Genomic DNA, 17,067 nt, shown 5'->3' with positions numbered 1-17,067 from the left:
GCCGGCGGCGCCGTGGCGGATTACGCTGCGCTAATCCGCCCTACGTGTTTCCACGGTTACGCGCACGTGTCGGCCATCGGCGGCCTATGTATCGGCCACCATCTCGACGTGGCCGGATATCCACGTAGGGCGGATTAGCCGGAACGGCGTAATCCGCCAAGCGCCGCCAACGCGATGCGACAACGGCCTACCGCGCCTGCCAGGCGATAACATCCTGCTGCTGCTCGCCCAGGCCGGCGATGCCCAGCCGCAGCGTGTCGCCTTTCTTCAGGAAGCGCTGCGGCTTGCGCGCCTGGCCCACGCCCGGCGGCGTGCCGGTCGCGATTACGTCGCCCGGTTCCAGCGTCATGAACTTCGACAGATAGCTGATGATTTGCGCGACCGGGAAGATCATCGTCCCGGTGCTGCCCGTCTGCATGCGCTTGCCGTTCAAATCCAGGTACAGGTCGAGCTTTTGCACGTCGTAGATATCCTCCGGCGTCACCAGCCACGGGCCGATCGGGCCGAAGGTGTCGCAGCCCTTGCCCTTGTCCCACTGCGTGCCCATCTCCAGCTGGAAGGCCCGCTCCGAGACGTCGTTGACCACGCAATAGCCGGCCACGTATTTGAGCGCGTCCTGCTCGCTGACGTACTGCGCGCGCGTGCCGATCACCACGCCCAGCTCCACCTCCCAGTCGGTCTTCTTCGACCCCTGCGGCAGCATCACCGGATCGTCCGGGCCGTTGATGCAGGTGACGGCCTTCATGAACACCACCGGCTCCCTGGGCGGCTGCATGCCGATTTCGGCCGCGTGGTCCGAATAATTGAGGCCGATGCCGATGAATTTGCCCACCCGCGCGAGCGGCACGCCGTAGCGCGGATTGCCGCGCACCAGCGGCAGCGACGCCTGCGCGATCTTTTCCAGTTTGCGCAGCGCCTTGGGCGACAGCTGCTCGGCGCCGATATCGTCGATCACGCCGGACAGGTCGCGCAGCTTGCCTTCGTCGTCGATCAGGCCAGGTTTTTCTTTGCCGGGACGGCCGTAACGCACAAGTCTCATACAGTTCCTTGGTTAAGATGTCCGCGACATTCTAACCGTAGCGGCCCTGCCTCAACCATTTGTTGGCGATGATCTTGGTGCCGCTGACCACCGGCGCGCCGCCGTGCAAGGTCTGGCGGTCCGGCTGGTGGTTGGCGTCGGTGTTGAGGAACCACAGCGCGTTGCCCTTTTTCGGGAACACCTCCAGGCCGATGCCGGGGAAGACGGTGCCGCCGCCCTGCTCGACGTCGCTCAGGTAGAGGATGAAGGTGGCCAGGCGCTGGCCGCCGCGCTGCAGGTGGCTGCGGTGGCCGCCGCTGTCCGGATCGAGCCAGTCGAAGTGCGGCCGGTACTCCTGCGTGCTGCCGTACTTCTGCAGCTGGAACGGCTCGCCGCATTCGGCCGGCCAGTGCGCCAGCGCCGCCAGCCGGCGCTCGATGCGCTCGGCCACCTCGGCCTCGCCGCGCTGGATGAAGGCCATCTCGCTGGTGCGGCCCTCGTGCACCACGCTGGCGCCGTCGGCCTCGCCGGTGACCGTCGAGCGGGTGTAGCGCGTGCCGCAGTGGGCGACGATGGCGTCGCACTCCTCCATGCTCAGCACATTGCCCAGCAAGATGACCTGCGGCTGTTTGAGCACGAACAACAGCTCCACCTCGCGGTCCGGTGCGGCCACGCGATTACGCTCGATATCGATGTAGGGCATCTGCTGCGGCGCCACGAACACGCTGTCCGCCGGCTCGGCGGCCGCGCCGCCGTCGGCCGCCGCCCGCATGCGCAGCGCCTCGTCGATGGCGGCGCGCGCCACGGCCATGCTGTGCTGGCCGGAGCGCGCCATGCTGTTGGCCATGTCCAGCGGGCTGCAGGCGCGCGCCAGGTTCTCGTTGATCCAATCCTGCCAGGTCTTCGGCAGGGATGTGAAAACGTTAAGGTCGTTTTTGGCCGGTTGAACTTTGGTCATCGCGTCATGGAAGGCTGGTCGCCGGGTTGCCGGAATGGAGGTCCATTCTACCGGAACCGGCCGGCCGTCTCCAGCGCCGCCACACGAACCACAACAATCCCGGCGCCTGCAACAACACCAGCGCCGCGAAGCCGGCCTGGTAGGCCTGGGCCGGATACTGCTGCAGCAGGTTGGGCCGCCAGCAGCCGACCAGCATGCCGAAGCCCGCCTGCACCGCGAACGCGCCCAGGAAAATGAGCAGGTTCAGGCAGGTGGCCGCGCGTCCGGTCAGGGTGCCGGGCAGGTTTTGCGCGACGATCGCGTACTCGATGCCGGTCACCGTGCCGACCAGCGTAAACAGCACCGACAAGGTCTGGAAGCTGGGCGACCAGTTGCACACGAAGCCCAGCTGCACCAGGATGAACAGCCCCACGCCGGCCGCCGCCACGTTGATCGGCGCCACGCCGCGGCGCCCGGCCCATTCGGTGATCATGCCGACGGCGATGGCTCCAAAGATGATAGCCGCCATGCCCAGGTACAGCAGGTAGGCGACCGCCTCCTCCGAAAAGCGCGCGACGTCGGTCAGCCAGCGGCTGATCCACAGGCCCTGCATGCCGAAGAACACCGTGTGCGGTATCAGCACCAGCGAAGCGACCTCGCGGAAGGCCGGATGGCGGTACACCTCGCGCATGGCCGTCAACACCGGCGCGCGCGGCGCGGACGACGGCCGCGGATGCGGCGGCGCCAGCGCGCGGATCAGCAGGCCGGTGCCCAGCGCCGCCACGGCCAGGCCGATGAACAGGCCGCGCCAGTCGGTGTAGTGCAGCGCCAGGCGCACCGGCAAGGTGGCCGACGCCGCCCCCAGGCCGCCGACGGCGATCAGGTAGCCCTGCACCGACGGCATGCGCGACGGCGCGATCCAGGTCGATATCGCCTTCACCGCCGACATGAAGCAGCCGCCCACGCCCAGGCCGATGACGGCGCGCGCCACCAGCAGCTCGGTGAAGTTGGTGCCGCCCGAGAAGGCCAGCGCGCCCAGCGCCGCCACCATCAGCATCGGCAGCTGCACCTTGGCCGGCCCCCAGCGATCGAGCGCGATCCCCACCGGCAGCTGCACCAGCGCGAACGAAAAGAAGAAGGCGCTGGTGAGCAGCCCCAGTTGGCCCGGCGTCAGCGCCAGCGTCGCCACCAGTTGCGGCGCCAGGGTGGCGTTCACGGTGCGCATCAGGCTCGACAGATAGTGCCCCAGCGCGAACGGCAGGAACACCAGCACGAACACCGCGCCGCGCGACATGGACGGCGCCGGCGCGCCCACCCCGCACCCCGAATGCGCGGGGTCGGACGCCGCACGGGGTCCGCCCCCTGTGGCCGCGGTGCGGGTCAAGGATGGCGCCACGCGCGCGCCCGTCCGCGTCCGTTCCCTGGTCAGCATGGCGTACCCCTATGCGGCGTTCGGTTCGGTGCAGCCGGAGGCCGCGGCGGCGGCGGCCGCCTCCTGCCGCGCCGAGATCAACGGAATCACCTTGCGCTGGCCGGGCGCCTCGGCGCCGTACTCGCTGCGGCTGCCGCCCTCCTCCTCGAAGAAGAACTTGTCCTTGCCGAAGGCCGGTTTCAAATGATCCATCCAGGTCGCCTTGGGATCGTACTTGGCGTAGAACGGGCGGCGCACCCAGTTCGGATTGCGCGCCTGCAGGAACTGCAGCGCGAACAGCTTCTCGCCGGCGATGTTGACCACGCCGTCGATCACCACCTTGCCGGGGAAGGCGCTCATCGACGGCCCGCGCACGGTGCGCGCCAGGCCCGACACCATCTGGTAAGCCTCCTGGAAGATCTCGTGCGCGCGCGCCAGCGGCAGCTCGAAGTACTCGCGCGGGCCGGTGTCGCGCTCGACGAACATATAGTACGGAATCGCCCCCAGGCGCACGCCGGTCTGCCACAACTCGGCCCAGCTTTTCGGGTCCTCGTTGATGTGGCGGATCAGCGGGCCTTGCATGCGCAGCGTGGCGCCGGTGCCGACGATGCGCTTGACGGCGTGCTGGGCGATCTCCGGGCGCAGCTCCACCGCGTGGTTGTAGTGGCCCATGATGGCCATGTTCTTGCCGCTGGCGACCACCCGCTCGAACAGGCGCAATAAATCGTCGGCGTCGCGGTCGGTGACGAAGCGCTGCGGCCAGTAGGCCACCGACTTGGTGCCGATGCGGATGTTCTGGATATGCGCCAGCTCGGGCACCAGCAGCGGTTCGATATAGGCCTCGAGCGAACGGGTGTTCATGATCAGCGGATCGCCGCCGGTGATCAGCACATCGGTCACCTCCGGATGCAGCTTCAGGTAGGCCGCCAGCTCGTGCGACTCGCGGGCGTCGAACTTCATGTCGTCCATGCCGACGAACTGCGGCCAGCGGAAGCAGAAGGTGCAATAGGCGTGGCAGGTCTGGCCGGCGCTGGGGAAGAACAGCACCGTCTCCTTGTACTTGTGCTGCAGGCCCTTGACCGGCGCGTCGTTCACGCGCGGCACGTTGTGCGTCATCTGCCCGGCCGGATGGGGGTTCATGCGCAGGCGGATCTTGCGCACCAGCTCGGCCATCGCGGCCGGGTTGGCCTTGCCCAGCACCATGTCGCGCAGCTGGGCGTAGTCGTCGGCCTGCAGCATGTCCTTGTGCGGGAACACCAGGCGGTAGATCGGGTCGTCGGGGATGTTGTTCCAGTCGATCAGGTGGTCGAGCACGTATTCGTTGGTGCGGAACGGCAGCACGTGCGACACCACCTGCACCGCCTCCTGCAAATCGGGCGACAGCCTGTCCCATTGGCGCGCGTTGGCGATGGTCTGGCGGATGAAGGGTTTGAACTTGGGCGCCTGCGCGGCGCTGGGGGTCCCGGACGGATTCAGATCGGTGGTCATGGCGGTTTCCTATCGCTTGTGAGGTGGCGGAAACTGCATGCTAGGCCTCCAACAGGCAATTCAAATTGCCCAAAATCAAGTGACCAATGGAAATTTTTGGGGACTGGGTGCACGCGGCAATAAAACCACGCTCGCCATTTCCATACGGCCACACTTTGCGGCAGCGCAATCCCGGGCACCGCCGCCGGCGTAAAGTGCATAGGAGCAAGCCCACCCACCTGACAAGGATCCGCCATGAAACAACACTACGCCCTGGCCGCCATTGCCGCCGCCCTGCTCCACCTGCCCGCCGCCGCCTCGGAGCCGACCCAGAAGGACGCCATCGCCATGGCCGAAAAAGGCGCCGCCTTCATGAAGGCCAACGGCAAGGAGGCGATGATGAAGAAGATCACCGACAAGGACCCCGACTTCGTCCAGGGTTCGCTGTACGTCGACATGCGCGACATCAACACCGGCATCGTGCTGGCGCATCCGATCAACCCGTCCATCGTCGGCAAGGACCTGACCGACGTGCCCGACGCCAGCGGCAAGAAATACCGCCGCGAGATCATCGAGCTGGCCGCCAAAAAGGGCAGCGGCTGGGTCGACTACCAGTACAAGAACCCCACCTCCGGCAAGATCGAGCCGAAGACCACCTACATCCTGCGCGTCGGCGACGCCGTGCTGGAAGCGGGCATCTATAAAAAGTAATCGCGGCACACCCCGCCACACGCCGTCCGCGCACCCGAGCTGGAGAGCAACATGCTGAAGAAATTACGTATTGGACCCAAATTGCTGCTCGCGCCCGGCCTGGTGCTGGTGCTGCTGATCGTCACCGCCGCCGCCGGCTACTACGGCATGGTGCGCCAAAACGCGTCGATGGAAAACCTGGTGCAGGTGCGCGCCGCGCGCCTCAAGGCGGCGGCCGACGTCTCCGGCGAGGCGCGCTACGCGCACGCCCACATCTACCAGTTGCTGGCCTGGGTCAACGGCAGCTTCGCGCAGGCCCGGCTCGACGCGCTGGGCCAGCAGATCAAGGCGCGCCACGCCGCCATCGAGGCGCAGCTGCGCCGGCTGGCCGCCGACGCCGGCGGCGACGCCGCCGAGCGCAAGATCGTCGAGCGCGCGCTGGTGTCGCTGACGGCCTACCGCAAGGCCGTGCTCGAAACGATGGACCTGGCGCAAATGGACCAGAGCATCGCCACCAATTCGATGGCCAAGGCCGAGAAGCAGTTCCTGCTGCTCAACGAGGAGCTGGAACAATTGTCGGCGCTGCAAAAGCAGCTCAGCATGGACGCGCACGCGCGCGCCAAGGGCGACTTCGCCGCCATGAGCGCCACCATGGGCGTGGTGGTGTTGCTGTCGATCGCGCTGTCGCTGGGCGTGACGATGGCCGTGCGCGGCGCCATGCTGCGCGACATCCGCGGCATCGCCGACGTCGTCGTGGCGCTGGCGGCCGGCAAACTGGGCGCGGGCCGGCGCAACGACGGGCGCGACGAGATCGCCGACACCGCCCGCATGCTCGACCAGACCATGAGCAACCTGACCCAGACCCTGGGCACGATCCTGACGGCGGTGCGCTCGATCGACACCGCCGCCCACGAGATCGCCAGCGGCAACCTCGACCTGTCGACCCGCACCGAGATGCAGGCCAGCTCGCTCGAGCAGACCGCCAGCGCGATGGACAGCCTGACCCACGCGGTGCAGCAAAACGCCGCCAACGCCCAGCAGGCCTGCAAGCTGGCCGCCGGCGCCAGCGAGATGGCCCAGCGCGGCGGCGACGCCGTGCAGCAGGCGGTGCGGACGATGACGTCGATCCGCGCCAGCTCGCGCCAGATCGTCGACATCATCGGCGTCATCGACGGCATCTCGTTCCAGACCAACATCCTGGCGCTGAACGCCGCCGTCGAGGCCGCGCGCGCCGGCGAGCAGGGCCGCGGCTTCGCGGTGGTGGCGTCGGAGGTGCGCACCTTGGCGCAGCGCTCGGCGGCGGCCGCCAAGGAAATCAAGACCTTGATCGCGGCCTCGGTGGCCACCATCGACAGCGGCAGCGCCTCGGTGCACCAAGCCGGCGAACGCATGGGCGCCATCGTCGACTCGGTGCGCGAGGTCAACGACATCATCGCCCGCATCAGCGACGCCAGCGCAGAGCAGGCGCAGGGCATCGCCGAGGTCAACCAGGCGGTCGGCCAGATGGACGACGTCACCCAGCAGAACGCCGCGCTGGTCGAGCAGGCGGCGGCCGCCGCCGAGAGCCTGCAAGAACAGGCGGTGCAGCTGTCGCAGGCGGTGTCGGTGTTCACGGTCGAGCCGCCGACGGCGGCGGCCGGCGCGCCGTCAGGCCCGCAGGGGCTTGCTCAGAAAGCGCGAGCCGGCCACGCCGAAACGCCACGGCAGCTCCACGGCTTTCGAAATGCCAATGCGCGGGCCGGCTGACACCACGATCGGCTCGCGCCCCGGCAACGGCTGATCGGCCGGCAACAGCTGGAACGGCGCGGCGTCGAGCGGCAGGTTGTTGTGCGCGCGCGTGACGCCAAGCGCCTGGCACAGCCGGCCCGGCCCGGCGCACAGCAGGCGCTCGTCGTCCAGGCCGCGGCGCGCGCGCATGATGTCGAGCCCGGCCACCGGCTCGAGCGCGCGGATCAGCACCCCGGCGCCGTGGCCGTCCTCGCGGCAGACGAAGTTGAGGCACCAGTGCAGCCCGTGCGAGCGGTACACATAGCTGCGTCCGGGCGGGCCGAACATGGAGAAATTGCGTTCCGTGCGGCCGATGTAGCAATGCGACGCCGGCTCCTCGCGGTCGTAGGCCTCGGTCTCGACGATGCGCCCGCCGACGCCGTCGACCAGCACCGTCACACCGATGAGCTGGCGCGCCACCTCGTGCGACGGCGCGGCGAAATTGATCCCTGCGATAAGCTTGTCCATGGGCGATATTGTAAATGCCAATCTGGACCGCGCGACCACGGACGGGCTAGCGAATCGTTATCAAAGCGCCATCAAAGTGTCACCCGCGCAGAAATTTAACGACAAAATCGCCACCCGTGTAGCTTGAAAGCAATAAAATCCGGAGAAATTCGCGCTACCGGCGCGCGCTTGCGGCGATAATGACGGGTATGCATACCCTCGACATTTGCCAGCGCCGGGCGGTCACCGTTGCCGCGCGCCGCCTTTACCCCTGAAGATAACATGACGACAGTAGCAGCCCCAGCCATGCCAGTAGAAAACGCGGTGGAAGAAGCGCTGATGCGCTCCATCCGGATTCCTCCCCGGCCCAGCCTGCTCGTCGACCTGCAGCGCGAGCTGGCCCAGGCCGACCCGTCGCCGCGCCGCATCGCCCGCATCATCGGCAACGACGTCGGCATGTCCGGCGCCCTGCTCAAGCTGGCCAACTCGCCGTTCTTCGGCGCCGCCCGCAAGGCCAAGTCGGTCGAACAGGGCATCAACTTCCTCGGCGTCGACCAGTGCGCCGCGCTGCTGACCGGGCTGCTGGCGCGCCAGGCCATCGAGGGCAAGGAGGCCGACCTGAACGCCTTCTGGGAAGTGTCGGCGCGACGGGCCCAGGCGCTGGTGTTCACCTCGCGCAAGCTGCGCATCGCCCCGCCCGACATCGCCCACACCTTCGGCCTGTTCTGCGACATCGGCGTGCCGCTGCTGATGAACCGCTTCGCCGACTACGCCGACACCTACGCCGACGCCTGCCACGACGCCGAGCGCCCGTTCACCGCCGTCGAGGACCAACGCTACAGCACCAACCACGCCGCCATCGGCTGCCTGCTGGCGCGCAACTGGGGGCTGTCGCCGGACGTCTCCTGGGCCATCCTGCTGCACCACGACTACCGCGTGCTCGACGACCCGGCCACCGACGACGCCGTGCGCTCGCTGGTGGCGCTGTCGCTGCTGGCCGAAAAAGGCATCCAGCGCTTCCACGGCCGCGCCATGTCCTACGAATGGGAAAAAGGCGGCGCGCTGGCCTGCCAGCACCTCGGCCTGACCGAGGACGACACCGCCGACCTGCTCGACGAACTGCACGAAGCCTTCCACCACGAACGATAAGACCGACCTACATGCCCAAGAACAAGCGCCCCGTACCGCGCAAATCCGCCAACTCCCCGGAACTCAAGGACGAGCAGCAAACCACCGAACTGTGCGCGCTGGCGCTGGACCTGTCGGATGGCGAATTCAATAACGACATCGTGGCCGACAGCACCCGCGCCGAACTGGCGCAAAAGGCGCTCGAGTTCCAGCGCCTACTGCGCAAGCTGCTCAACCAGGGCAAGGACGAGGTACTGTACGGCGCCATCGAACTGGCGCGCGACGAATCGGTCGACGGCTACCGCTACCTGCGCAACGCCGTCGAGGAAGGCGCCGCCAGCCTGCTGCTGCGGCGCGAGGGCGCACCCGAGATGGAGATCGACGCCTTCGCCATTCCGGTGTTCGTGCACAGCCGCGGCGGCCTCGATCCGGCCGCCGACTTCCAGGACGGCGACGCCTACGACGCGCTGCTGGCCAGCTTCACAGGCGCCGGCCTGGAAAGCCCGAAGGCCAAGGTGGTGCTGGTCAGCCACGCCTACGACTTGACCGAGTTCGAGCGGGTCACCTACGGCCAGCTGCACAGCATGGTGCGCGAGGCGGCGCAGTCGCTGACCGAGAAAAAGATCGCCGCCGCGCCGGCGCTCGAGCGCAGCATGGCGGGCGGCTGGACGCCGACCAGCTTCGGCCCGGACGACAGCGCCGTCGAGCTGCGCTTTTTGCTCGGCTTCGCGCTCAAGCGCGCCGACGACGCCTTCTACCAAGTGCCGGCGGGCGAGAAGGCGGCCGACGCCCACTTCGCCCAGCGCGCCGAGCGCTACCAGAAATGGACGCAGCAATACGCGCCGCTGGTGGCGCGCTGCCTGGGCCGCGGGCGCGGCGCCGAGGCTGCGCTCACGCTCAATTTCCTGTACCAGGACCTGTTCTTCGGCGCCCGGGCGCAGGGCCAGGCCGAATACGACATGCTGCGCATCCTGTCCGAGCTGAACGAGGCGCTGGCCTCGCACGCGCCGGAACAGGTCAGCGCCATCATCGCGCCGGGCGATGTCGACGATGAAATGGTGCTGCGGGTACAACTGTCGGCCGGCGCGGAGGTGCTGGCCACGTGCGACAAGCCGCTCGACATCACCGCCGACCTCGAGCTGGAAGTCGACGACCTGCGCGACGCGCTGGCCAGCATCGGCATCGAGGCGGTGTCGGTGGCGCTGCGCTTCGACGGCGAAGGGCGGCCGGTGGACGTGCGGCCGCTGGCATAGTTTTCATGCGCCTGTGGCGGATTACGGCGTGCCGCCTAATCCGCCCTACGTGTCTCCGCGTGTCTCCGCGCGCGAGAAGGGGCCGCTGTCCGCCGCGTAACGACGGATCCACGTTGGCGCGTGGCGGATGGGGCCACTGTCCAACGCGTAACCACGGATCCACGTAGGGCGGATTAGCGCAGCGTAATCCGCCACCGCGCCGCCCGCGACGCAACATGGATACTCGTTGACAGCGCCCGGTTAGCGGCAGATACTTTCCCCAGGCGGAACACAGAGTCCGCAGCCTGGTGCGGCGCCGGCCTTGTGCTCCGCAGCAAAGGGAGACATGTCATGAAGCCATGGGCCATGCTCTGGTGCGCGCTCGCGTTGTTGCTCGGCGGCTGCGCCACCCCACCGCCGGCGCAGCGCGCGCCGATGTCCGAACTGTTCCACGACCAGCTGTTCAAGGCCCCGGCCGCGCCGATCGACACGTCCACCATCTTCGCGCTCAACGAGCGCATGCGCGACTACCTCAAGCACGACCTGCCCCGCCGCGGCGGCGAGCCGGACGCGCGCCGCGCGCTGTTCGACGCGCTGTACCGGCGCGACCAGCTCAAGCTCGAATACGATTCGGCCATGACGCGCAACGCCGCCCAGACCTTCGAGGCGCGCGCCGGCAACTGCCTGTCGCTGGTGATCATGACGGCGGCGCTGGCGCGCGAGCTCAACTTCACCGTGCAGTTCCAGCAGATCCAGATGGAGGAAAGCTGGAGCCGCGCCGGCAGCCTGTATTTCGCCAGCAACCACGTCAACCTGGTGCTGGGCAAGAAGCGCACCTCCTACCTCGACGGCTACCAGATCGACAACGCCAACGCGCTGACGGTGGACTTCATCCCGATTCCGCCCAAGGCGCGCGAGAGCGCCCGCCTGCTCGAGGAAAACACCATCGTCGCCATGTATCTCAACAACCGCGCCGCCGAGCTGCTGTCGGCCGGCAGCATCGACGACGCCTACTGGGCCGCGCGGCAGTCGGTCGAGGCGGACCCGTCCTTCCTGAACGGCTACAACACGCTGGCCGTCATCTACCAGAACCACGGCGACACGGCGCAGGCGGAACAGGCGCTGCGCTACGCGCTGCGGCAGGCGCCCAACAACACCATCTTCCTGTCGAACCTGGCGCAGACGCTGGAGACCCAGCAACGCCCGGCCGAGGCGGCCACGGTGCGCGCGCGGCTGGCGCAGCTCGAGCCCTACCCGCCGTTCCACTTCTTCCACCTGGGGCTGGAGGCCGTCAAGCTGGGCGACTACGTGCGCGCACGCCGGATGTTCGAGCGCGAGCTGGAACGGGCGCCCGACTACCACGAATTCCACTATTGGCTGGCGGTGAGCCAGTACCAGCTGGGCAACCTGCGCGAGGCCGACAAGCACATGCGGCAGGCGCTGGAGAACAGCACCACGCGCGGCCACCACGACCTGTACGCCGCCAAGCTCGACCGTATCCGCGCCTACGAGGCCAAGGTGCTGAAATGATGCTACCCTTGCGGCAATGCGAAACAATGAACTACTCGACCGTATTTTCTGGCATACGCTGACCGGCGCGCACGCGGCCCACGCCAGCGGCGCCGGCGGCGCGCGCCGCTACACCAGCGGCTTCTCGCCCATCCTCGCCTTCGCCGACAGCGCCGCGCCCGACTTCGACGCGCTGCTGCCGTACTGCGCGCCGGGCGAGCACTTCTACTGCGAAAACTGGACCGGCGCCGCCCCGCCCGGCTGGCGCGTCGACGCCGAGACGACCATGTACCGCATGGTCTGGGGCGGCGCCATGCCGGCCGCCGATCCGGCGCCGGCGGCGCTGCCGCTGCAGGCCCGCCACGCGCCACAGGCGCTGGAGCTGGCCACCTTGTGCAAGCCCGGGCCGTTCGGCATCCGCACGATCGAACTGGGCGACTACTTCGGCTACTTCGACGGCGAGCGGCTGATGGCGATGGCGGGCGAGCGCCTGCGCGCGCCGGGGCTATGCGAGATCAGCGGTGTGTGCACGCACCCGGACTACCAGGGCCGCGGGCTGGCCAAGCAACTGATCGGCAAGCTGATCCGGCGCCACATGGCGCGCGGCGACACCTCGTTCCTGCACGTGATGCGCGCCAACCCGGCGCATCAGTTGTATCTGGACATGGGCTTCGAGGATTATCTGGAATCGGTGGTGCGGGTGGTGGTGCGGGAAGGTGATCCAAGTAGCGGCGGCTGAACGGAGGATCGCCTCATGCGGCGTATAATTCATCTCACATCCCACATTCATGACGCGCATTAGATCAACATGAAGCGGGCAAACTACGTATCGTCCACAGCGAAAACTCCTTCCAAGAAATCCACCGGTATCAGCCTGGCCATGGATGTGTACCTCGATGCAAAAAAATTCGGCATCGATATTTCGCAATTTTGCGAAGAGCGGTTGCGTGACGAGATACGAACGAGAAAAGAGCAACAATGGAATGAGCAACATGCGAACTTCCTCGCCGCCTACAACAGCTTGGTGGAAGAGGAAGGCGTGGCGTTGCGGGAATGGCGGCCCGTCTGATGACCCGTGCTTGAAGACATTTCAGTAAGAACTGCTTGACTCAGAGTTTTCTCCACCCTATATTCACCCTTATGGATGAATATAAAAACACGCAGCTCGATGACCTGTTCGCGGCGGTGTCCGACGGCACTCGGCGCGCGATCCTGGCGCGGCTGGCGCAGTCCGACGCGCGGGTGACGGAGCTGGCAAGCGCGTTTCCGATCTCGCTCAACTCCACCTCCAAGCACATCCGCATCCTCGAGCGCGCGGGACTGGTCACGCGCACCGTGCACGGGCGCGAACACGTGCTATCGCTGAATGCTGCGCCGATGGCGCAAGCGGCAGAATGGATGGCGTTCTACAGCCGCTTCTGGGACGACCGCCTGGCGGCGCTGGAAGACTTCGTACTCAAAAAACGCAAGACGGACAAACCCGGGAGCAAACAATGACACAGGCAAAAAACGACGGCACCATCTTGGTCAAGCGCACCATCGCGGCGACCGTCGACGAGCTGTTCGACGCCTGGCTGGACGCGGACAGCCTGGCGCAGTGGATGCACCCCGGCACGACCGCGCCCAGCACCGCCAGCGTCGACGCGCGCGTGGGCGGCGCCTTCGAGGTGGTGATGCACTATCCGAACAATCCTCTGCGCCACCACGGCGTCTACCGCCACATCGAGCGCAACAAAAAGCTCGTCTTCACCTGGTGCTCCGACGCCACGCACCACACCGAAACGCTGGTCACGGTAGAGTTCCACATCGCCAGCGCCGGCACCGAGATCGTGCTCACGCACGAGCGCATGCCCGACCGCGCGGCCGCCGACGCCCACGCCCAGGGCTGGACCTTGGCGTTCGACCTGCTGGAGCAGCTGACCGTGGGCAAGCCGCTGACCCTGTTCACCTTCGATTGGGTGCCCGACATGCCGAGGGGCTTTGTGCGCGACCTGCGCGTGCGCTGGGCGCTGGAAGAAGCCGGGCTGCCCTACCGCGTACAAAGCGTGCCGTTCCGCGACCGCAACGCCGAGCATTTCTCGCACCAACCGTTCGGCCAGGTGCCGTGGCTCACCGACGGCGACCTGTCGATCTTCGAGAGCGGCGCCATCGTGCTGCACTTGGGCGAGCGCAGTGGCGGCGCGCTACTGCCCGCCGATCCGGGCGGCCGCGCCCAGACGCTGGAGTGGCTGTTCGCCGCCCTCAATTCGGTCGAGATGGCGAGCCTGCCGTGGGGGCTGTTCAAGTTCTCGGGTTTCGGCGGCGACTCCCCGGGCTGGGAGTTTCTGGACGGCTTCCTCAACCTCCGGCTCAAGCATCTGGAGTCGGTGCTGGCGGGACGCGAATGGCTGGCCGGGCCGTTCTCCATCGCCGACATCGTCATGGCCGACGTGCTGCGCCTGGTGGATCGTTTCGACGGCCTGGCGGCCTATCCGGCCTGCGGCGCCTACGTCGCGCGCGCCACCGCCCGGCCATCGTTCGTCAAGGCCCATGCGGACCAGATGGCGCATTTCGCGGCGGCGGATTAGACGCGCATTGCCGGAGATGGATATCTGGTCAACGTACGCCTCCATTTAAACACTGCTTGAGGAAAAAACTGAAAAAGTGCTACCCTAGTAGCACCTCACTCTTTACGGCAGCCCTACCATGGCAACTACATCACTAAAACTTCCTGATGAGCTCAAACAGCGGGCCACGACCGCTGCCCAAGAATTAGGGATAAGCACGCATGCCTTCATGGTCGGCGCCATCCGACAAGCCGCCGACGCCGTCGAGCAGCGCTCACAATTTATCGCCCAGGCCCAGGCGGCGCGCGCCGAAATGCTGCAGAGCGGGCTGGGACACGATGCGAACGAGGTTCGCGCCTATCTGCGCGAACGCCTGGCCAACGATCAAACAACCAGGCCTGACGCCAAGCCATGGCGCAAGTGATCTACGCGAACCAGGCACTTACCGATCTCGAACACATCAGCGACTTTCTTTCCAAGAACAACATAAATGCGCTTGAGACACTAGATTTAATCGATGAAGCCATCGGCATCCTGGTCCGTCATCCTTTGGTCGGCCGGCAGGTTGAATCCGGGCTGCGCGAGCTCGTAATTTCGCAAGGAAAAACCGGTTATGTCGCGCTCTATGCCTACGAGGTGGAACACGATACCATCATGGTGCTCGCCATCCGGCACCAAAGGGAAGCGGGCTTCCACGGCCAAAATATGTGAGCGGTTAACATGTCGTACGAATTCAAGGATGCTCAGCAACTGATGGGGATTTCTTTGCAGCTGTTGACCCGCGGACTGCCAAAGGTAAAAAACCGATGAAACCGATTGCGATGGGGATCGTGCCGCAAGAGCGCATACGCGAGCGTGTGCTTGCGATTGCCCGTGACCCCAAAAGCCCAAGCCGAAGGAACCTTCACTGAGTCTTAATGGCCTATAACAGCATTTTCCAGCGTTCGAGTTTTTGTGCCAGAGTGAGCGAAGCATGCGCCGGCGACGTCGATGGCAGCACCACGGTGCGATAGCCTTCGGCCGCGAATTGCGGCGCGAACTTGCCCGAAGTCTGGCCGTTGAAGCCGACCGTTTCCAACGATGGGCACAACTCGCGCAGGCGCGCGAAATCGTTGGCGGCGGGCTTGCGGATGGCCGAGTCCAGACTCCCCTCGCGCTCGCAGGCGCCCAGCACATCCCACAGCCCGAAACCATGCGCCAGCAGGCGCGGCAAGCGCTCGGCATACGGCAGCGCGGCGAGCGGCTCGCCGGTCAGCGCCGATAAAATCGGCCACAGCAAATTGCGCGGATGCGCGTAGTATTGCTGCGCGGCCAGCGAGGCGGCGCCGGGAAAGCTGCCCAACACCAGGATGCGCGTGCGTGCGTCGACCACGGGCGCGAGGCCGGTCAAGGCGGAGGAAGTCAAATCAGTGTCGTCGGGCATGCCAGTATTTTACCGCGTGCCTGTTTCAGCTATTGCGCACACAATATGAGCGCCGGTAGATGCGGCAAGCGTTCAGCATACGACAGCGCGGAGGGCTTGCCGATCAGCCCCGACAGGATCTACCACAACAAATTGATTTTTTTTTGGTCAATTGACACCCATCAGACCGGAAAGAAATCCGATTGCATGCCCAGTCTGCGGCGACTAGTATGTGTAGATCTAACTTTGGTTGTACACATCATGCGAACCAATATTGTGATCGACGACAAATTAATTGAAGATACGCTCCGAGCGACTGGCCTTACAACCAAGCGAGAAGTCGTAGAGCTTGGATTGCGCACCTTACTTCGTCTTAAGAAGCAGGAGAAGATACGCCAATTTCGCGGTAAGCTGGCTTGGGACGGCGACCTCGATACAATGCGGATCGACAAGTGATTCTGGTTGATTCGAGCGTCTGGATTGACTATTTCAGAGGCATTGCGACGCCTCAGACCAATATGCTAAATGCATTACTGGGCAACGAACCTATTGCCACCGGCGATCTGATTTTGACTGAGGTGCTGCAAGGTTTCCGGACAGACCGTGATTTCAAGCAAGCAAGGAAACTGCTGACTTCGCTGATCGTGGTTGATCTAGGAGGACGAGCAATGGCGATTCAGGCAGCCAGCAATTTTCGTGCATTGCGGTCACTCGGCGTCACGGTACGAAAAACCATCGACACGATGATTGCCACCCGTTGCATCACGGACAACTATCATTTGCTGTACAGCGACCGGGATTTCGATCCATTCGTCACCTACCTTGGACTTCGTTCCGCACTCTCATGATCTCCATATCACTCTATAACTCAGTATTGATAGGCCCGACTAACCCTAAAAATCGGGTGTAGAATTTACCGGCGGCCAGACCGCGACATAACAACAATCGCCGGAGACCACCATGCCGCAACCGCGCACCATCGATTTGCTGCTCGCCCAGTACAGCGCGAGCCATCTGCATCCGACCAACGAAGTGATCCACTTCATCTGCGTGCCAGTCATCGTGTTCACCCTGCTGGGACTGGTGTGGGCCATCCATCCGCTGGCCGCCATCGCGGTGACCCTGGCGGCGCTGGGCTATTACTTCACGCTGTCCAGGCCCTTCGCGGTGGGCATGCTGCTGATGGCCGCCGTCATGCTCGCCGTGCTGGCCGCCCTGCCGCAACAGGCGGTGCTGCCGCTGTCGCTGGCGGTGTTCGTGCTGGCGTGGATCGGCCAGTTCATCGGCCATAAGATCGAGGGCAAGAAGCCGTCGTTCTTCGAGGACCTGCGGTTTCTGCTGATCGGGCCGCTATTCGTGCTGGGGTTTCTGTATCGGCGCTATAAGCTGGCCTATTAGCCGCTGGCGGCGCTTGGCCTTGGCGGATTACGCTGCGCTAATTGTGATGTTTCAATAGGTTGTTGTGGTTCATTCGGACTAGACTTGAGAACTTGGAAATCGCCAAACCCCCAAT

General features: G+C 65.5%; 20 protein-coding genes. 14 read left to right on the top strand and 6 right to left on the bottom strand.

Annotated elements, in window-relative coordinates; all coding sequences use genetic code 11:
• Positions 1-187: 187 nt before the first annotated feature.
• The 4 genes from JOD97_RS23045 to JOD97_RS23030 all read right to left on the bottom strand — a co-directional run bounded on the left by JOD97_RS23045 (position 188) and on the right by JOD97_RS23030 (position 4,854).
• Positions 188-1,039: a fumarylacetoacetate hydrolase family protein gene (locus tag JOD97_RS23045; protein WP_209723859.1), complete on the bottom strand. Its 852-nt coding sequence runs from the start codon at positions 1,037-1,039 to the stop codon at positions 188-190.
• Positions 1,040-1,070: 31 nt separating this feature from the next.
• Positions 1,071-1,976 carry a 2OG-Fe(II) oxygenase gene (locus JOD97_RS23040; RefSeq protein ID WP_229264662.1) on the bottom strand — a complete coding sequence of 302 codons (906 nt, stop codon included), beginning with the start codon at positions 1,974-1,976 and terminating at the stop codon, positions 1,071-1,073.
• A 4-nt stretch (positions 1,977-1,980) separates the two neighbouring features.
• Positions 1,981-3,249, bottom strand: a complete 1,269-nt coding sequence (locus JOD97_RS23035) for a nitrate/nitrite transporter (protein WP_209723857.1) — start codon at positions 3,247-3,249, stop codon at positions 1,981-1,983.
• Positions 3,250-3,396: 147 nt separating this feature from the next.
• Positions 3,397-4,854: a KamA family radical SAM protein gene (locus tag JOD97_RS23030; RefSeq protein WP_209723855.1), complete on the bottom strand. Its 1,458-nt coding sequence runs from the start codon at positions 4,852-4,854 to the stop codon at positions 3,397-3,399.
• Positions 4,855-5,088: 234 nt separating this feature from the next.
• Here JOD97_RS23030 and JOD97_RS23025 point away from each other — a divergent pair, with 234 nt between their 5' ends.
• Together JOD97_RS23025 and JOD97_RS23020 are read left to right on the top strand one after the other, a co-directional pair.
• Positions 5,089-5,544, top strand: a complete 456-nt coding sequence (locus JOD97_RS23025) for a cache domain-containing protein (RefSeq protein ID WP_209723853.1) — start codon at positions 5,089-5,091, stop codon at positions 5,542-5,544.
• Positions 5,545-5,595: 51 nt separating this feature from the next.
• The gene (locus tag JOD97_RS23020; protein ID WP_209723851.1) at positions 5,596-7,269 is read left to right on the top strand and encodes a methyl-accepting chemotaxis protein; all 1,674 of its coding nucleotides are present in this window, start codon (positions 5,596-5,598) and stop codon (positions 7,267-7,269) included.
• Here the strand turns inward: JOD97_RS23020 and JOD97_RS23015 are convergent.
• Complete coding sequence (locus JOD97_RS23015; protein ID WP_209723850.1) at positions 7,171-7,758, bottom strand: DNA-3-methyladenine glycosylase; 588 nt, start codon at positions 7,756-7,758, stop codon at positions 7,171-7,173. The two genes, JOD97_RS23020 and JOD97_RS23015, sit on opposite strands and share 99 nt — an antisense overlap.
• 261 nt (positions 7,759-8,019) lie before the next feature.
• On the opposite strand from JOD97_RS23015, the gene JOD97_RS23010 reads away from it, so the two are divergent.
• The 9 genes from JOD97_RS23010 (at position 8,020) to JOD97_RS22970 (ending at position 14,863) form a co-directional block, all read left to right on the top strand.
• Positions 8,020-8,886, top strand: coding sequence for an HDOD domain-containing protein (locus tag JOD97_RS23010; RefSeq protein WP_209723848.1), 867 nt, complete (start codon positions 8,020-8,022; stop codon positions 8,884-8,886).
• A gap of 11 nt (positions 8,887-8,897) precedes the next feature.
• A complete protein-coding gene (locus tag JOD97_RS23005) occupies positions 8,898-10,118 on the top strand; it encodes a DUF2863 family protein (RefSeq protein ID WP_209723846.1) in 1,221 nt (406 codons plus the stop codon).
• 330 nt (positions 10,119-10,448) lie between these two features.
• Positions 10,449-11,627: a tetratricopeptide repeat protein gene (locus JOD97_RS23000; protein WP_209723844.1), complete on the top strand. Its 1,179-nt coding sequence runs from the start codon at positions 10,449-10,451 to the stop codon at positions 11,625-11,627.
• A gap of 16 nt (positions 11,628-11,643) precedes the next feature.
• A complete protein-coding gene (locus tag JOD97_RS22995) occupies positions 11,644-12,345 on the top strand; it encodes a GNAT family N-acetyltransferase (protein ID WP_209723842.1) in 702 nt (233 codons plus the stop codon).
• A 69-nt stretch (positions 12,346-12,414) separates the two neighbouring features.
• Positions 12,415-12,675: a type II toxin-antitoxin system CcdA family antitoxin gene (locus tag JOD97_RS22990; protein WP_209723840.1), complete on the top strand. Its 261-nt coding sequence runs from the start codon at positions 12,415-12,417 to the stop codon at positions 12,673-12,675.
• Positions 12,676-12,746: 71 nt separating this feature from the next.
• On the top strand, positions 12,747-13,103 hold the full coding sequence (locus JOD97_RS22985) for a helix-turn-helix transcriptional regulator (RefSeq protein ID WP_209723838.1): 357 nt from the start codon (positions 12,747-12,749) through the stop codon (positions 13,101-13,103).
• Positions 13,100-14,173, top strand: coding sequence for an SRPBCC domain-containing protein (locus tag JOD97_RS22980; RefSeq protein WP_209723836.1), 1,074 nt, complete (start codon positions 13,100-13,102; stop codon positions 14,171-14,173). The genes JOD97_RS22985 and JOD97_RS22980 overlap by 4 nt, the downstream gene beginning before the upstream one ends.
• 118 nt (positions 14,174-14,291) lie before the next feature.
• Positions 14,292-14,576, top strand: coding sequence for a CopG family ribbon-helix-helix protein (locus JOD97_RS22975; RefSeq protein WP_209723834.1), 285 nt, complete (start codon positions 14,292-14,294; stop codon positions 14,574-14,576).
• Positions 14,564-14,863 carry a type II toxin-antitoxin system RelE/ParE family toxin gene (locus JOD97_RS22970; protein WP_209723832.1) on the top strand — a complete coding sequence of 100 codons (300 nt, stop codon included), beginning with the start codon at positions 14,564-14,566 and terminating at the stop codon, positions 14,861-14,863. The genes JOD97_RS22975 and JOD97_RS22970 overlap by 13 nt, the downstream gene beginning before the upstream one ends.
• 211 nt (positions 14,864-15,074) lie before the next feature.
• Here JOD97_RS22970 and JOD97_RS22965 read toward each other — a convergent pair whose 3' ends face one another.
• Positions 15,075-15,575 carry a DNA-deoxyinosine glycosylase gene (locus JOD97_RS22965; RefSeq protein ID WP_209723830.1) on the bottom strand — a complete coding sequence of 167 codons (501 nt, stop codon included), beginning with the start codon at positions 15,573-15,575 and terminating at the stop codon, positions 15,075-15,077.
• 240 nt (positions 15,576-15,815) lie between these two features.
• Here JOD97_RS22965 and JOD97_RS22960 point away from each other — a divergent pair, with 240 nt between their 5' ends.
• From JOD97_RS22960 to JOD97_RS22950, 3 genes are all read left to right on the top strand, one after another.
• On the top strand, positions 15,816-16,010 hold the full coding sequence (locus JOD97_RS22960) for a type II toxin-antitoxin system VapB family antitoxin (protein WP_209723828.1): 195 nt from the start codon (positions 15,816-15,818) through the stop codon (positions 16,008-16,010).
• A complete protein-coding gene (locus JOD97_RS22955; RefSeq protein WP_209723826.1) occupies positions 16,007-16,402 on the top strand; it encodes a PIN domain nuclease in 396 nt (131 codons plus the stop codon). The genes JOD97_RS22960 and JOD97_RS22955 overlap by 4 nt, the downstream gene beginning before the upstream one ends.
• Before the next feature lie 112 nt (positions 16,403-16,514).
• Positions 16,515-16,952: a DUF962 domain-containing protein gene (locus JOD97_RS22950; RefSeq protein WP_209723824.1), complete on the top strand. Its 438-nt coding sequence runs from the start codon at positions 16,515-16,517 to the stop codon at positions 16,950-16,952.
• Positions 16,953-17,067: the final 115 nt, after the last annotated feature.

The sequence above is a fragment of the Duganella sp. 1411 genome, from assembly GCF_017833525.1.
In the GTDB taxonomy this organism is placed as follows: Bacteria; Pseudomonadota; Gammaproteobacteria; order Burkholderiales; family Burkholderiaceae_D; genus Rugamonas.
This window is presented reverse-complemented; position numbering and strand designations above follow the sequence as displayed.

Coding starts and splice junctions, on each gene's coding strand:
- JOD97_RS23045 (WP_209723859.1), bottom strand. CDS start 1,039: ATGAGACTTGTGCGTTACGGCCGTCCCGGCAAAGAAAAACCTGGCCTG.
- JOD97_RS23040 (WP_229264662.1), bottom strand. CDS start 1,976: ATGACCAAAGTTCAACCGGCCAAAAACGACCTTAACGTTTTCACATCC.
- JOD97_RS23035 (WP_209723857.1), bottom strand. CDS start 3,249: ATGTCGCGCGGCGCGGTGTTCGTGCTGGTGTTCCTGCCGTTCGCGCTG.
- JOD97_RS23030 (WP_209723855.1), bottom strand. CDS start 4,854: ATGACCACCGATCTGAATCCGTCCGGGACCCCCAGCGCCGCGCAGGCG.
- JOD97_RS23025 (WP_209723853.1), top strand. CDS start 5,089: ATGAAACAACACTACGCCCTGGCCGCCATTGCCGCCGCCCTGCTCCAC.
- JOD97_RS23020 (WP_209723851.1), top strand. CDS start 5,596: ATGCTGAAGAAATTACGTATTGGACCCAAATTGCTGCTCGCGCCCGGC.
- JOD97_RS23015 (WP_209723850.1), bottom strand. CDS start 7,758: ATGGACAAGCTTATCGCAGGGATCAATTTCGCCGCGCCGTCGCACGAG.
- JOD97_RS23010 (WP_209723848.1), top strand. CDS start 8,020: ATGACGACAGTAGCAGCCCCAGCCATGCCAGTAGAAAACGCGGTGGAA.
- JOD97_RS23005 (WP_209723846.1), top strand. CDS start 8,898: ATGCCCAAGAACAAGCGCCCCGTACCGCGCAAATCCGCCAACTCCCCG.
- JOD97_RS23000 (WP_209723844.1), top strand. CDS start 10,449: ATGAAGCCATGGGCCATGCTCTGGTGCGCGCTCGCGTTGTTGCTCGGC.
- JOD97_RS22995 (WP_209723842.1), top strand. CDS start 11,644: ATGCGAAACAATGAACTACTCGACCGTATTTTCTGGCATACGCTGACC.
- JOD97_RS22990 (WP_209723840.1), top strand. CDS start 12,415: ATGAAGCGGGCAAACTACGTATCGTCCACAGCGAAAACTCCTTCCAAG.
- JOD97_RS22985 (WP_209723838.1), top strand. CDS start 12,747: ATGGATGAATATAAAAACACGCAGCTCGATGACCTGTTCGCGGCGGTG.
- JOD97_RS22980 (WP_209723836.1), top strand. CDS start 13,100: ATGACACAGGCAAAAAACGACGGCACCATCTTGGTCAAGCGCACCATC.
- JOD97_RS22975 (WP_209723834.1), top strand. CDS start 14,292: ATGGCAACTACATCACTAAAACTTCCTGATGAGCTCAAACAGCGGGCC.
- JOD97_RS22970 (WP_209723832.1), top strand. CDS start 14,564: ATGGCGCAAGTGATCTACGCGAACCAGGCACTTACCGATCTCGAACAC.
- JOD97_RS22965 (WP_209723830.1), bottom strand. CDS start 15,575: ATGCCCGACGACACTGATTTGACTTCCTCCGCCTTGACCGGCCTCGCG.
- JOD97_RS22960 (WP_209723828.1), top strand. CDS start 15,816: ATGCGAACCAATATTGTGATCGACGACAAATTAATTGAAGATACGCTC.
- JOD97_RS22950 (WP_209723824.1), top strand. CDS start 16,515: ATGCCGCAACCGCGCACCATCGATTTGCTGCTCGCCCAGTACAGCGCG.